At 71.2% G+C, this 14,652-nt stretch carries 11 protein-coding genes; 4 read left to right on the forward strand and 7 right to left on the reverse strand.

All coding sequences use genetic code 11. The features are described from left to right. Nucleotides 1-5 precede the first annotated feature (5 nt). Nucleotides 6-647, reverse strand: coding sequence for a bifunctional adenosylcobinamide kinase/adenosylcobinamide-phosphate guanylyltransferase (locus BT341_RS16150; RefSeq protein WP_072477088.1), 642 nt, complete (start codon nucleotides 645-647; stop codon nucleotides 6-8). Nucleotides 648-683: 36 nt separating this feature from the next. Here BT341_RS16150 and BT341_RS16155 point away from each other — a divergent pair, with 36 nt between their 5' ends. Together BT341_RS16155 and BT341_RS16160 are read left to right on the forward strand one after the other, a co-directional pair. Continuing rightward, nucleotides 684-1,628 carry a cobalamin biosynthesis protein gene (locus BT341_RS16155; protein WP_072477089.1) on the forward strand — a complete coding sequence of 315 codons (945 nt, stop codon included), beginning with the start codon at nucleotides 684-686 and terminating at the stop codon, nucleotides 1,626-1,628. Beyond that, complete coding sequence (locus BT341_RS16160; RefSeq protein ID WP_072477090.1) at nucleotides 1,625-3,106, forward strand: cobyric acid synthase; 1,482 nt, start codon at nucleotides 1,625-1,627, stop codon at nucleotides 3,104-3,106. The genes BT341_RS16155 and BT341_RS16160 overlap by 4 nt, the downstream gene beginning before the upstream one ends. Before the next feature lie 3 nt (nucleotides 3,107-3,109). On the opposite strand, the gene BT341_RS16165 is transcribed toward BT341_RS16160, so the two are convergent. Continuing rightward, nucleotides 3,110-3,862 carry a CbtA family protein gene (locus BT341_RS16165; protein WP_072477091.1) on the reverse strand — a complete coding sequence of 251 codons (753 nt, stop codon included), beginning with the start codon at nucleotides 3,860-3,862 and terminating at the stop codon, nucleotides 3,110-3,112. A gap of 18 nt (nucleotides 3,863-3,880) precedes the next feature. After that, complete coding sequence (locus BT341_RS16170; RefSeq protein ID WP_072477092.1) at nucleotides 3,881-4,090, reverse strand: CbtB domain-containing protein; 210 nt, start codon at nucleotides 4,088-4,090, stop codon at nucleotides 3,881-3,883. Nucleotides 4,091-4,283: 193 nt separating this feature from the next. On the opposite strand from BT341_RS16170, the gene BT341_RS16175 reads away from it, so the two are divergent. After that, nucleotides 4,284-5,180, forward strand: a complete 897-nt coding sequence (locus tag BT341_RS16175; protein ID WP_072477093.1) for an ROK family protein — start codon at nucleotides 4,284-4,286, stop codon at nucleotides 5,178-5,180. A 20-nt stretch (nucleotides 5,181-5,200) separates the two neighbouring features. Here BT341_RS16175 and BT341_RS16180 read toward each other — a convergent pair whose 3' ends face one another. The 3 genes from BT341_RS16180 to gltB all read right to left on the reverse strand — a co-directional run bounded on the left by BT341_RS16180 (nucleotide 5,201) and on the right by gltB (nucleotide 12,870). Beyond that, nucleotides 5,201-6,598: a Dyp-type peroxidase gene (locus BT341_RS16180; RefSeq protein WP_072477094.1), complete on the reverse strand. Its 1,398-nt coding sequence runs from the start codon at nucleotides 6,596-6,598 to the stop codon at nucleotides 5,201-5,203. A 256-nt stretch (nucleotides 6,599-6,854) separates the two neighbouring features. After that, nucleotides 6,855-8,306, reverse strand: coding sequence for a glutamate synthase subunit beta (locus tag BT341_RS16185; protein ID WP_072477095.1), 1,452 nt, complete (start codon nucleotides 8,304-8,306; stop codon nucleotides 6,855-6,857). Next, a complete protein-coding gene (gene gltB / locus BT341_RS16190; RefSeq protein ID WP_072477096.1) occupies nucleotides 8,299-12,870 on the reverse strand; it encodes a glutamate synthase large subunit in 4,572 nt (1,523 codons plus the stop codon). The genes BT341_RS16185 and gltB overlap by 8 nt, the downstream gene beginning before the upstream one ends. Before the next feature lie 545 nt (nucleotides 12,871-13,415). Between gltB and BT341_RS16195 the strand changes: the two genes are divergently transcribed. Beyond that, nucleotides 13,416-14,045, forward strand: a complete 630-nt coding sequence (locus tag BT341_RS16195) for a YigZ family protein (protein WP_072477097.1) — start codon at nucleotides 13,416-13,418, stop codon at nucleotides 14,043-14,045. A gap of 3 nt (nucleotides 14,046-14,048) precedes the next feature. On the opposite strand, the gene BT341_RS16200 is transcribed toward BT341_RS16195, so the two are convergent. Next, nucleotides 14,049-14,621, reverse strand: a complete 573-nt coding sequence (locus tag BT341_RS16200; protein WP_072477098.1) for a GNAT family N-acetyltransferase — start codon at nucleotides 14,619-14,621, stop codon at nucleotides 14,049-14,051. Nucleotides 14,622-14,652: the final 31 nt, after the last annotated feature.

Genomic DNA, 14,652 nt, shown 5'->3' on the forward strand with positions numbered 1-14,652 from the left:
CCTGGCTACAGGTCGAGCGCCCGGCCCGCGACGACCAGCACGACCCGGTCGGCGTCGGCGGACACCCGGTTGTTGAGTGCGCCCAGCACATCACGGAACAGCCGTCCGGACGACGTTGCGGGCACCACACCGCTGCCGACCTCGTTGCTGACCGCGACCACCGGCACCCGCGCGGCGGCCCACGCCGCGAGGAAGTCCTCGAGGCGGTCGTCGAGCCGGTGCTCCCAGCCCGGCTTCTGCCGCCACGCGCCGACGTCGTCGAGCACGCGCGAGAGCCACGTGCCGAGGCAGTCGATCAGCAACGGCTCGGTGGCGCTCCGGAGGATGCCCGGCAGGTCCGTGGTCTCGACGGTCTTCCAGTGCGCCGGCCGCCGCGCCTGGTGCGCGGCCACTCGCGCGGCCCACTCGGGGTCGTCGTCGCTCGCGGGGAGGCCGGGCGCGACGTAGACGAGGTGCGGGTGGTGGGCGACGAGCCGTTCGGCGTGCCGCGACTTCCCCGAGCGGACGCCGCCGAGGACCAGGACCTTGCCTTCGTCGCGTCCGTACCGGCGAAGGGCGCGCGCCAGGGCCTCGAGACACCCGGCGAGCCGGTGGCTCAGCCCCGCCGACTTACGTTTTCCCGCGGAGGCGGCATCCGACACAGTCATACCCGGCATTCTGGTGTACGCGCTACCGTGCGCCACGTGCCACTCCGTCTAGGGACAACCGCTGCCGGACTCGTTACCGGATACGTCGCCGACACCCTGTTCGGCGACCCCCGTCGGGGGCACCCGGTCGCCCTGTTCGGCACGGCGGCGGCGCGCCTCGAACGTCGTCTTTGGGCGGATTCGAAAGCACGCGGAGCCGCGTACGCGGGGTTGTGCACCTCCGTGCCCGTCGGCTTGGGCGTCGCCCTCCAGGCCGTGACGCGCCGACGCCCCTTCGCACGCTTCGCGTTGACGGCCGCATGTACGTGGGTCGTGCTGGGCGGACGCGGCCTCGCCGTCGAAGGAGCCAAGATGGCCAGATTGCTCGAAGCGGGCGAAGTGCCCGAAGCGCGTCAGCGGCTTTCACACCTCTGCGCGCGCGACGCGACAACGCTCGACTCGGCGGAGCTGACGCGCGCGGCGACCGAGTCGATCGCCGAGAACACGTCGGACGCGGTGGTGGCGCCGCTGTTCTGGGGCGCGGTCGCCGGTATCCCCGGCCTGCTCGGCTACCGGGCGTTGAACACCCTGGACGCGATGGTCGGCTACCGGTCGCCGCGCCACCGCGACTTCGGCTGGGCGGCGGCGCGCGCCGACGACGTGGCCAACCTGGTGCCTTCACGCGTCGGAGCGGCGCTGACTGCGGCATGCGCGCCGCTGGCCGGCGGACGCGCACGGCAGGCGTGGCGGATCTGGCGCCGAGACGGCGAGCGGCATCCGAGCCCGAACGCGGGCCAGGTGGAAGCGGCCTTCGCGGGAGCGCTGGACATCCGGCTGGGCGGGACGAACAGCTACGGCGGCGAGGTGGAGGACCGGGCCCGTCTGGGCGAGGGCCGTGCCCCGCGGCCGGCGGACCTGCGCCGGGCGGTGCGCCTGTCCCGTGTGGTGGGGACGGCCGCGGCACTGGTCGCCGCCACGGCAGCCGCGAGGTGGGGCCGATGAGCGGCCTTCTCGTCGCCGGGACCACGTCCGATGCCGGGAAGAGCCTCGTCACCGCCGGTGTCTGCCGGTGGCTGGCCCGGCGCGGGGTGCGCGTCGCGCCGTTCAAGGCGCAGAACATGTCCAACAACTCCATGGTCTGCGCCGACGGTGCCGAGATCGGCCGCGCCCAGTGGGTGCAGGCGCGCGCGGCCCGGGTCGAGCCCGAGGCCGCCATGAATCCCGTGCTCCTCAAGCCCGGCAGTGATCGGCGCAGCCATGTCGTCGCGCTCGGGAAGCCGTTCGGGACCCTCGAAGCCGGCGAGTACGCCACCGGGCGCGCCGGGCTCGCCGAGATCGCCTTCGGTGCCTTCCAAGACCTCAGCCGCCGCTACGACGTCGTCGTCTGCGAAGGCGCCGGCAGTCCCGCCGAGATCAACCTGCGCGGCGGGGACTACGTCAACATGGGGCTCGCGCGGCGGTTCGGGCTGCCCGTGCTCGTCGTCGGCGACATCGACCGCGGCGGCGTGCTCGCCGCCATGTTCGGCACCCTCGCCCTGCTCTCCGCCGACGACCAGGCGCTCGTCGCCGGCTGGGTGGTCAACAAGTTCCGCGGCGACGTCGGCCTCCTGCGCCCCGGCCTCGACAGCCTCGAGAAGGTGACCGGCCGGCCCGTGCTCGGCGTGCTGCCCTGGCTCGACCGCGTCTGGATCGACTCCGAAGACGCCCTCGCCGCGGCGGGCTGGCGCCGGGAAGCCCAGGGGCGCGGCCTGCACGTCGCGGTCGTCCGGTTCCCGCGCGCCTCCAACGCCACCGACGTCGACGCCCTCGCCGCCGAGCCCGGCGTCACCGTGAGCTTGACCGCAGACCCCGACACCGTCGCCGCCGCGGACGTCGTCGTGCTGCCCGGGTCGCGTGCCACCGTGGGCGACCTCGCCTGGCTGCGGGAACGCGGGCTCGGCGAAGCCGTCAAGACCCGCGTCGCGGCCGGACGGCCGGTGCTCGGCATCTGCGGCGGCTACCAGATGCTCGCCGAGTCCATTGTGGACGACATCGAGTCCGGGGCCGGCGAGGTGGCCGGCCTCGGCCTGCTCCCGGCGCGCGTCAGCTTCGCCGCCGAAAAGGTGCTGAGCCGTCCGTCGGGGACGTGGCGCGGCACCCGCGTCGACGCCTACGAGATCCACCACGGCTCGGTCGCCGTGACAGCGCCGCTGGAGTCCTTTTTGGACGGCGTCCGCGACGGCGCCGTCTGGGGCACGATGTGGCACGGCGCCTTCGAGAACGACGCCTTCCGCCGCGCATGGCTCACCGAAGCCGCGGCGCAGGCCGGGGTCGAGTGGGCGCCGGCGTCGGACGCCCCCGGCTTCGCGGACCTGCGTGAGCAGATGCTGGACAAGCTCGCCGATGCCATCGACGAGCACCTCGACACGGCGATGCTGCGCACGCTGCTGGAGCGGGGCGCGCCGGCGGGACTTCCGTTCGTCCCGCCGGGCGCACCCTGAACCTCAGGCGGCGACAGCCGTCTTCCTGGTCAGCGCCTTCTCCGCGAAGACGCCGAACGTCAGGCCCAGCGCGAGCCACAGCGTCACCTGCGTGCCGACCGAGGCCGTGCGGAAGCTCCACAGCGTCGAAGCCGGGAATCCCGCCGGGACCTCGTCCACCGCCGGCAGCAGCCAGGCGACGACGCCGATCACGGCCAGGTAGCCCGCCGCGGCCAGCAGGAAGCCGTTCCACGCGCCGAAGCGGCCGGCCAGCTTGCGGCCGGACACCGTGGCGAAGATGCCCACGAGCAGCGACACGGCGACGAACCCGAAGTACAGCTCCGTCCGTGCGCCGATGGTGCCCGCCTGACCCACCGCCGGCGGGTTGGCCGGATACTTCAGGAACGGCACCAGGAACACGACGGCGAACGCACCGCTGGTCAGCAGCAGCGCAGTCACCCTGGGGCGCAGCGAACCGAGCCTTCCCTGGGCGAACGCGAAGGCGAGCGAGAGCAGCCCGCCGATCGCGACGCCGTACACGAGCACGCCGGTCAGCAGGCCGGCGGTGCTCTGGACGTCGCGAGGAACCAGCTCCTCTTCATGTGCGTCAGCCGACGGCGCGGTCCCGGTGTCGTGCGAATGCGCGTGGCCCCCGGGCTCTTCGAGCCCGATGGCGGCGTTCACCGACGGCTCGCCGAAGGCGTAGGCGAACCCGAACGCGAGCACACCGGCGATCAGGCCCGCGAGCATGCCGCGGACCAGCAAGGTCTTCATCATCGGAGCGCGTGCCGCCGATCAGTGGCAGGGGAAGGCCAGCAGGTGCCGGCCGTCGTGCACGAACTCGTGGACGTACGTGTTCGCGAACACCGCCGTCGCGCCCTGTTCGGCGCTCACGAAGTACAGCGCGATCAGGGCGAGGAGCACCACGAACACCGCCCACGGCACGATCTCGCGGATCGGGATGCGGACGGGGAGCGGAACGGCGGGAACTGCCGTCTGGGTCATGGCGTGGCCTCCTCGGGCTTTCGCGGCCTCATCGGGGTCGGGCACGACGGTCCGGGTCTGGCTTCCCCCTGGCGGGGGTCACAGTGGCGCGACCGCGCGGACTTGCACCGCGTTCCGGAATCCGTCGCCTGGCCGGTTGAGCGTAGGTCCGCCGTTCGGGCCGCGTCAATGTGACAATGCCGCGGTGACTCGAATGGTGGCCGCCCTCGATGTGGGCGGGACGACGATCAAGGCGGCGTTGCTCGACGAGCGGCTGCGGCCCCGGGCGACGCTGCGCGCGGAGACGGCGCGCAGCGCGGACGGCACGGCGCTGGCCGGCCAGGTCGCGGACATCGTGGCCGCGCTGGCGGAGCAGGCGGGGACGGGACTGCCGTCGGCGGTCGGGGTGGTCGTGCCCGGGATCGTGGACGAGCAGACCCGCGTCTGCCACTTCTCGGCCAACCTCGACTGGCGCGAGGTGCCCTTCGGCGAGCTGCTGGAGGGACGGCTCGGGCTGCCGGTGGCGTTCGGGCACGACGTCACCGCGGGCGGCATCGCGGAGTTCCGCGTGGGCGCCGGGCGGGGCGCGACGAACGCGGCGTTCATCCCGGTGGGCACCGGGATCGCCGCGGCACTGCTGCTCGACGGCCGGATCCACCGGGCGCACGGGCAGGCGGGCGAGGTCGGGCACATCGACGTCGGCCACTCGGGCAAGTGCGGCTGCGGCGCGATCGGCTGCCTGGAGGCGATCTCCTCGGCCTCGGCCATCGCCCGCCGCTACACCGAGCGCACCGGCCGGCCGGCCGACGGCGCGCGCGAGGTCGTCGACCTGGCCCGGCACGGCGACGAGGTGGCGATCGCGGTGGTCCAGGACGCCCTCGACGGCCTCGGCCACGGCATCAAGACGCTGCTGACGCTGCTGGGCCCGGAGGTGATCGTCCTGGGCGGCGGGCTGTTCACCGCGGCGGACTACGTGCTGGAGCCGGTGCGCGAGTGGCTGGCGGCGCACCTGACGTTCCAGCGGATGCCGGAGCTGCGGATCGCGAAGCTGGGCGACGAGGCCGGACGCCTCGGTGCGGGACTGCTGGCCCTGGACCGCCTCGACGCCTGAGCCGGACCGCGGCAGCCGGGTCAGAGGGAGCGGAGGAAGGCCAGCGACGGCATGAAGAAGTATTCCCCGCCCCGCAGCGTCACCGCCTGCGGCACCGGATCGGCCGTGCGCTGACTCGGGCCGCCCCACTCGATCGTGTAGTCCGATGGCTCGCGCGGGCCCTGGCCGATCACCGGGTCCAGGCCCGGGGTGACGCCGTCGACGATCGGGAAGCCCGGGTTGTCCGCCCACAGCGCCTGGGTGAACTCGAACTGGTTGCCCAGCACCGCGTTGAACGCCATGAACAACAGCCCCACCCCGCCGCTCGGGCGGGCCGCCGGTGGCACGTCCGCGTTCGGGTCGTCCGGGCGCTCGCCGTACGTGACGCCCCGGCGTGCCATGAGATGCAGCCGCTCCGCCGCCGGCTCCTCCGCGCCGCCCGAGCCGCGCGGGTTCGTCTTGCGGATGTGCGCCTGGAACGGGCACTTCAGCGCGGCGCGGTCGCTGTCGTAGGTGAAGTTGTTCGACACCGGGCTTTCCGCGCCGTCTTCGCGCTGGGTGGTCAGCGGCGTGCCGTCCTCGAAGCGGCCGATGAGCATCGCGCCGGCGCGCTCGCGGTCCTCGCCGGTCAGGCCGAGCGTGTCGGCCAGATCTGCCTCGGCCTGCTTGAACCGCCGCACGTTCTGTTCCAGCTTGCGGAAAACGAAATAACTGCCGAAATGCACGGACGGATCCGGCGCCGCGGTGTCCGGAACCAGTACCTGGGAAAGCGGCGCCGCCGGGTTCCACACGTTGATCCCGTCGGTGTTGTTCTTTTCCGCGTCGACGTCCTCGCTGAGGAACAACGGCTGGCTCCGGCCGTCGACGTACCCGAAGTGCTCGATGCCCTCGCCGCGCGCGTTCACCCGGCCGAGGCCGGTTTCCTCGGCCAATACCGTGACGGAGTCGGGCAGCGACCCGAGGATTTCGCTGCGCCGCGCGGCCATCGCCTTGTCCGTGGCGGCACCGACCAGCACGACGGCGTGGATTTCGGCGTGGTAACCCGCATCGAACGTCGACCGCGGCGGGTCGTTCAGCTTCCGCCGCGTCTCCGCCGCCGCCATCCCGCGCAGGAACGCCTCGTCCTGCGGGAAGTTCCCGACGCCCAGCACGCGGTAGCCGGCCGCGGTGAGCCCCACGCCGACGTACGGCGTCCCCGCCGCGCCGCCTGCCTTGAACGCGGCGGCCTCGTCGAGGTGGTCCTTCGCGGACTTCATCGTCCCGGCGACCGAAACCAGGAACGCCCGCGCTTCGGCCGCGTCGCCGAAGGCGAGCAGCAGCGCGGACAGATGGTCGCGGACGTGGGCCTTGAGGATGTTCGGCTGCAGTTCGCCGAGCATCGTCGCGGCGTCCCCGGTCGCCGTGGTCCAGGACAGCGTGGTGGACAGATCGACACTCATCTCGGGTCCCCTCCCGTGTGAAAAACCGCCTCGAAGGCGGTGCACGGCCGGCCGAAGCCCCCTTCGCCGGCCGTGCCCCCACGACCCAGATTGCCGTGCCCGCGCACCCGCGTGCCACCGGATCCGGGTATTCACACGAAAGATTAAGTTGAACGCCGAATCGTCCGCGGCCGCGCCGTTTCCCCGCGGACCGGGATCGGGATGGGACAGCGCCGGCGGAGGTGGCGACGGTGACACCCCCGCCGGCGCTGTGGTCTCACGCGATCGGCCGGTCCGTCGGCGCGATCGGCCGGGGCAGGATGTCGCGCCCGGTGAGGTAGGCGTCGACGCCGGCCGCCGCCGAGCGGCCCTCCGCGATCGCCCACACGATCAGGGACTGGCCGCGGCCCATGTCGCCGGCCACGAACACGTTGTCCAGGCTCGTCTTGAACGCCCGGTCGCGTGCCACGTTGCCGCGCGCGTCCAGCTCGACGCCGAGATCTTCGAGCAGGCCCTTCTTCTGCGGCCCGAGGAAGCCCATGGCCAGCAGGACCAGCTGCGCGGGCAGCTCGCGTTCGGTGCCCGGCACCGGGACGAACTTGCCGCCCTCGTTGCGGACCTCGACGAGCTTCAGCGCCCGCACGCGACCCGAAGAATCACCCAGGAACTCCTGCGTGTTCACCGAGTACAGCCGCTCGCCGCCTTCCTCGTGCGCCGAGGAAACCCGGTAGATCATCGGGTACGTCGGCCACGGGTGCGCGTCCGACCGCGCCTGGGGCGGCCGCGGCATGATCTCCAGCTGCGTCACCGAACGCGCGCCCTGGCGGTGCGACGTGCCGACGCAGTCCGCGCCGGTGTCGCCGCCGCCGATCACCACGACGTCCAGGCCCTTCGCGTCGAACGGGGAGACGTCCAGCTCGCCCGCGGCGACCCGGTTGGCCGGCGGGAGGAACTCCATCGCCTGGTGGATGCCGTCCAGCTCGCGGCCGGGGATCGGCAGGTCGCGCCAGTCGGTGGCGCCGCCGGCGAGCACGACCGCGTCGTGGGACGAAGTCAGCTCCTCGGCCGGAATGTCCACGCCGACGTGCACCGACGTCCGGAACTCCGTGCCCTCCGCGCGCATCTGGTCGAGCCGCCGGTCCAGCCGGCGCTTCTCCATCTTGAACTCGGGGATGCCGTAGCGCAGCAGCCCGCCGATCTTGTCGGCCCGCTCGAAGACCACGACGCTGTGGCCCGCGCGCGTGAGCTGCTGCGCCGCGGCGAGTCCCGACGGGCCGGACCCGACGACGGCCACCTTCTTGCCGGTCTTCGCCGTGGGCACCTGGGGTGTCACCCAGCCCTCGTCGAAGGCGCGGTCGATGATCGAGATCTCGACGCGCTTGATCGTCACCGGGTCGTCGTTGATGCCGAGCACGCACGCGGTTTCGCACGGTGCCGGGCACAGCGTGCCGGTGAACTCCGGGAAGTTGTTGGTCGCGTGCAGCCGTTCGATGGCCTGCTGCCAGTCCTCCCGCCAGGTCAGCGTGTTCCACTCCGGGATGAGGTTCCCGAGCGGGCAGCCCTGGTGGCAGAACGGGATGCCGCAGTCCATGCACCGGCCGGCCTGCTTCTGCAGCTTCGTCGTGGCGAAGTCTTCGTAGACCTCGCGCCAGTCCATCAGCCGCAGGTCGACCGGGCGGCGCTTCGGCTCTTCGCGGGTGGTGGTCAGAAAGCCCTTGGGGTCAGCCATGTGCGGCCTCCATGATCGCCTCGTTCACGTCGCGCCCGTCCCGTTCCGCCTGGACCTGGGCGGCGAGCACGCGCTTGTAGTCCTTCGGCATGACCTTCCCGAAGCGGTCGACGCCCGCGTCCCAGTCGGCCAGCAGTTCCCGCGCGACCGCGGATTCCGTTTCGTTGTAGTGCTTTTCCAGCGTCTCGCGCAGGAAGTCCGCGTCCTCGGAGTCGAGCGGGTCGAGGTCGACCATCTCCGGGTTGACGCGGTGCGCGGGCAGGTCCAGCACGTACGCGATGCCGCCGGACATGCCGGCCGCGAAGTTCCGCCCGATCGGGCCGAGCACGACCATCCGGCCACCGGTCATGTACTCGCCGCCGTGGTCGCCGACGCCTTCGACGACGGCCAGCGCGCCCGAGTTGCGCACGCAGAACCGCTCGCCGACCTTGCCGCGGATGAAGATCTCGCCGCTGGTGGCGCCGTAGGCGATCACGTTGCCCGCGATGATCTGCTCCTCGGCCACGTACCGCGCCTCCTTCGGGGGACGCACGATGATCCGCCCGCCGGAGAGGCCCTTGCCGACGTAGTCGTTGCCGTCGCCGAACAGCCGCAGCGTGATGCCCTTCGGCACGAACGCGCCGAACGACTGGCCCGCGGTCCCGGTGAACGTGACGTCGATGGTGTCGTCCGGCAGGCCTTCACCGCCCCACCGCTTCGTCAGCTCCGAGCCGAGCATCGTGCCGACGGTCCGGTTCACGTTGCGGACGGGGAGTTCGAGCCGCACCTTGTCGCCGGAGTTCAACGCGCCTTCGGCCAGCTGGATCAGCGTGTTGTCGAGCGCCTTCTCCAGCCCGTGGTCCTGCTGCCGCTGCTGCAGCCGCAGCCCGGCCGGGGCCATGTCGGGCACGTGGAAGATCGGCGAGAGGTCCAGCCCGGACGCCTTCCAGTGCTCGATCGCCTTGCGCTTGTCGAGGAACTCGGCGTGCCCGACCGCCTCGGCGATCGACCGGAAACCCAGCTCCGCCAGGTACTCGCGCACTTCCTGGGCAATGAACTCGAAGAAGTTGACGACGTATTCGGCCTTGCCGCTGAACTTCTCGCGCAGCTTCGGGTTCTGCGTCGCGACACCCACCGGGCAGGTGTCGAGGTGGCAGACGCGCATCATGATGCAACCCGAGACCACCAGCGGCGCGGTCGCGAAGCCGAACTCCTCGGCGCCGAGCAGCGCCGCGATGACGACGTCGCGGCCGGTCTTGAGCTGGCCGTCGGTCTGCACGACGATCCGGTCGCGCAGCCGGTTGGCCAGCAGCGTCTGCTGCGTCTCGGCCAGGCCCAGCTCCCACGGGCCACCCGCGTGCTTGATCGACGACAGCGGCGACGCGCCCGTCCCGCCGTCGTGGCCCGAGATGAGCACGACGTCGGCGTGCGCCTTCGACACGCCGGCCGCGACCGTCCCGACGCCGACCTCGGACACCAGCTTCACGTGGATGCGGGCCTTCGGGTTGGCGTTCTTGAGGTCGTGGATCAGCTGCGCCAGGTCCTCGATCGAGTAGATGTCGTGGTGCGGCGGCGGCGAGATGAGGCCGACGCCCGGCGTCGAGAACCGCGTCTTCGCGATCCACGGGTACACCTTCGCGCCGGGCAGCTGCCCGCCCTCGCCGGGCTTCGCGCCCTGCGCCATCTTGATCTGGATGTCGTCGGCGTTGACCAGGTATTCGCTCGTGACGCCGAACCGGCCGGACGCCACCTGCTTCACGGCACTGCGCCGCTCCGGGTCGTACAGCCGCTCCGCGTCTTCGCCGCCTTCGCCGGTGTTCGACTTGCCGCCGAGGCGGTTCATCGCGATGGCGAGGGTCTGGTGCATCTCCATCGAGATCGAGCCGTAGGAGATGGCGCCGGTGGCGAACCGCTTGACGATCTCCGAGACCGGTTCGACCTCCTCGATCGGCACCGGCGGGCGCTTGCCGTACTTGAAGTCGAACAGCCCGCGCAGCGTCAGCAGCTTCTCGGCCTGGTCGTCGACGGCCTTCGTGTACTCCTTGAAGATCTCGTACTTGCCGGACCGCGTGGAGTGCTGGAGCTTGAACACCGTCTGCGGGTTGAACAGGTGCGGCTCACCCTCGCGGCGCCACTGGTAGTCCGCGCCCGTCTCCAGCTCCCGGTGGGCGGCGCGGACGCCGTCGGCCGGGAAGGCGTACTTGTGCCGCTTCGCGACTTCGTCGGCGATCGTGTCGAAGCCGACGCCACCGAGCCGCGACGTCGTGCCGGCGAAACAGGTTTCGATGACCTCTTCGCCGAGGCCGATCGCCTCGAAGATCTGCGCACCGGTGTAGGACGCGACGGTCGAGACACCCATCTTGGACATCGTCTTGCGGACGCCCTTGCCGAGCGCCTTGATCAGGTTCTGCGTCGCCTGCTTCGGCGTCACGCCCGGGATCAGGCCCTGGTGGGCCATCTCCTCGACGGTCGCCATCGCCAGGTACGGGTTCACCGCGGCGACGCCGTAGCCGATGAGCAGCGCGATGTGGTGCACCTCGCGCGCGTCGCCCGCCTCGACGATGAGGCCGACCTGCGTGCGCGTCTTCTCGCGGACGAGGTGGTGGTGCACCGCGCCGGTCAGCAGCAGCGAGGGGATCGGCGCGTGGTTCTCGTCGACCCCGCGGTCGGACAGCACGATCAGCCGCGCGCCGTCCTCGATCGCCTCGGAGACTTCGGCGCGGATCTCGTCGAGCCGCTGGACGAGCGCCTCGCCGCCGCCGTGGACGTTGTAGCGGCCCAGCACGGTGACGGCCTGGAACTCCGGCAGGTCGCCGTCGTCGTTGACGTGCACGAGCTTGGCGAGCTGGTCGTTGTCGAGCACCGGGAACGGCAGCACGATCCGGCGGCAGCTGGCCGCGTTGCCCTCGAGGAGGTTCGGCTCCGCGCCGATCTGCGTGCCGAGCGCGGTCACCAGCTCCTCGCGGATGGCGTCCAGCGGCGGGTTCGTGACCTGGGCGAACAGCTGGATGAAGTAGTCGAACAGCAGCCGCGGCCTGCTCGACAGCGGCGCCAGCGGGGAGTCGTTGCCCATCGAGCCGATCGGCTCCGCGCCGGTGCGGGCCATCGGCTCGAGGACGGCTTCGAGCTCCTCCTCGGTGTAGCCGAACGCCTGCTGACGCCGCACGAGCGCGGCGTGCAGCGGGACCTCGCGGTCGCGCTCGGGCAGCTGTTCCAGGTGCAGGAGACCGGCCTCGACCCACTCGTCGTACGGGTGCGCGGTGGCCAGCTCGGTCTTGATCTCCTCGTCCTCGACGATCCGGCCCTCGGCGGTGTCCACGAGGAACATCCGGCCGGGCTCGAGCCGTCCCTTGCGGACGATCGTCGCCGGGTCGATGTCGAGCACGCCCACCTCGGAGGCGAGCACGACGAGGCCGTCATCGGTCACCCAGTACCGGCCGGGGCGCAGGCCGTTGCGGTCCAGCACCGCGCCGATCTGGCTGCCGTCGGTGAAGGCGACCAGCGCCGGGCCGTCCCACGGTTCCATCAGCGTCGAGTGGAACTCGTAGAACGCGCGCCGCGCCGGGTCCATTTCCTGGTGGTTCTCCCAGGCTTCCGGGATCATCATGAGAACCGCGTGCGGCAGCGACCGGCCGCCGAGGTGCAGCAGCTCCAGCACTTCGTCGAAGCTCGCCGAGTCGCTGGCCCCGCGCGTGATCACCGGGTAGATCCGCTTGAGGTCGCCCGGGATGAGGTCGGTTTCGAGGAGGGCTTCGCGGGCGTCCATCCAGTTGCGGTTGCCGCGCAGCGTGTTGATCTCGCCGTTGTGCGCCACGTAACGGTACGGGTGCGCCAGCGGCCACGACGGGAAGGTGTTGGTGGAGAAGCGGGAGTGCACCAGGCCGATGGCGCTGGTGACGCGCTCATCGGTCAGGTCGGCGAAGAACCGCTCGACCTGCGGCTCGGTGAGCATTCCCTTGTAGACGATCGTCCGCGAGGACAGGCTGGGGAAGTAGACGTCGTCCTCGGCCAGCTCGTGCTCCGCGCGCTTGCGGACGCAGAACGCGCTGCGCTCGATGTGCAGCGGGTCCGAGTGCTCGGGCTTCGGGCGGCGCGCGGCGAGGAACAGCTGCGTGAAGTGCGGCATGGTCTCGGCCGCGGTGGGCCCGCAGTGCTCGGTGTGCACCGGCAGCTCGCGCCAGCCGAGCACGCGCATGTCCTCTTCGGCGGCGATGCGCTCGATGGTCGTCATCGCCCGGCCGCGGCGCTTTTCGTCCGGCGGCAGGAAAGCGGTGCCGACGGCGTAGCTGCCCGGCTCGGGGAGCGCGAAGTCCACCACCTCGCGGTAGAACTCGTCCGGGATCTGGATCAGCAGGCCGGCGCCGTCGCCGGTGTCCGGTTCGGCGCCCCGCGCCCCGCGATGTTCCAGGTTGCGCAACGCGACCAGGGCCTTCGCGACGATCGCATGATCACGTCGTCCGGTCAGATCGGCGACGAAGGCGACACCGCAGGCGTCGTGTTCGTAGTCGCTCCGGTAGAGGCCGTCGGCCTCGGCGTTGCTGAGCTGCTGCCCGGCGGTGGGCAAGGAACGGGCACGGTGGGTCACGGCTGGCCGCCTCCCAAGGCGTCGGCGCGACCGGTACTCACTCCATCGGGTGGTTCGCACTGAACCGGTTAACGAAGTGGTCCGGGACCGCGATGGTCAGTCGAGAACAGTTGCTGTTGTCAGCGCTGTTGGTGGCGCAGTGCAAGATGCCGCGAAGGACCGGCCGGGCGGGAGGCCCGGATACGGACGCGGTCATCTGGGAGGCCGCACGACACTGGGCAGCCGAACATGTCGGGTCCTGCGTGCGCGCACAGAGCGGCCACTGTGGTGGGGGCCGGCCGGAGCGCGCGGTGTTACTCCCGGGTTCGCCGGGTCTTATGACGATAGTGTGAATTCGCTGTTATCGACATACGTCGTTGCGCCCGGGTGGGAAATGCCACGCTTGCGTTGACGTGTCCGGGGGTAGTCCCATATGCCGGGCTGGGACTCCCGCCTACCGGGCGCTGATCGCCGTGACCTGCGGAAATGTCTGTCCGAAGTGGGCTGGGGCGCCTGTCGCGAGGCCGCCGCGAGGTGGCAAGCTGGACGCATGGCGGACTCGTCCGATGACTGATCGTTATCTCTCCGTGGCTCGGGAAGGCAGCCACGAAGTCGAGATCAAGCGCTCGCGGTTCCTCTGCGCGCTGGCTCCGGTGACCTCGGAGGAGGCCGCGCGCGCGTTCATCGCGGCCCGGCGGCGGGCCGAACCGGGTGCGCGCCACCACTGTCACGCGTTCGTCCTGGGCCCGGACGGGCGCACCCGGCGGTCCAGTGACGACGGTGAACCGGCGGGCACCGCGGGCACGCCGATGCTGGAGGTGCTCCGGCGCCGCGAACTGACCGACACGGTGGCGGTCGTGACGCGCTACTTCGGCGGAGTCCTGCTGGGCGCGGGCGGGCTGATCCGCGCGTACGGTCAGTCCGTTTCGGACGCCGTGGAAGTTGTTGGTGTACTAGAACACCGGCGTCTCAACCTGGTCGAAGTCGCGGTGAGCTACGACCGCGCGGGCCGGCTGGAGAACGACCTTCGCGCGTCGCCGTACCTGGTGCACGCGACCCGCTTCGACGAACGAGCCCGCTTCGAGGTCGGCCTGGCCCCGGGCGAGCGTCCGGCTTTCGCCGGCTGGCTGGCGGATCTGACGAACGGCGAAGCCACGACGTCCGAACTCGGCGACCACTGGATCACCGTGCGCTGACGCTCAGTCCGGTCGGCGCGCCAGCCATTCCTCGCGGGTGATGGCGTACTCGACCTCGCCGTGCTCGCTGCCCGGCGCGCGTTCGTGCTCCGGGAACTCTTCGAAGTACGTGCGGACGAACCTCATCCCCAGCTTCTCCATCACGCGGCGCGAGCGCTTGTTCACCGTCATGGTGAACGCCGTCACGCGCCGGACCCCCAGTTCGGTGAAACCCTTCGCGAGAAGTGCCGCCGATCCTTCGGTCCCGTAGCCCTTGCCCCAGGCCTCGCGGTGCAGCCGGTACCCCAGCTCCGGCTCGTCCGGCGGGTCCTGCGGGCGCGGGCGGAAATGGAACCACCCCAGGAAATCTCCGGTGCTCTTCTCGACCGCCGCCCAGAACCCGTAACCGGGGAAACGCTCGTAGTAGCCGAGGAACGCGGGAAGATCCGAAGTGACGATCTCGGTGCGGTCCGCCGGCCTGCCCCCATTGAGGTACTTCATCACGGCCGGGTCGTCGTAGAGCTCGAACAGCGCGTCGGCGTCGTTCTCGGTGAACCGGCGGAGGATCAGCCGCTCGGTTTCGAGGAATACGTGCATCGGGTGATGCTGTCAGCGACCCCAGTGTGTG

The organism is Amycolatopsis australiensis, assembly GCF_900119165.1.
Lineage (GTDB): Bacteria > Actinomycetota > Actinomycetes > Mycobacteriales > Pseudonocardiaceae > Amycolatopsis > Amycolatopsis australiensis.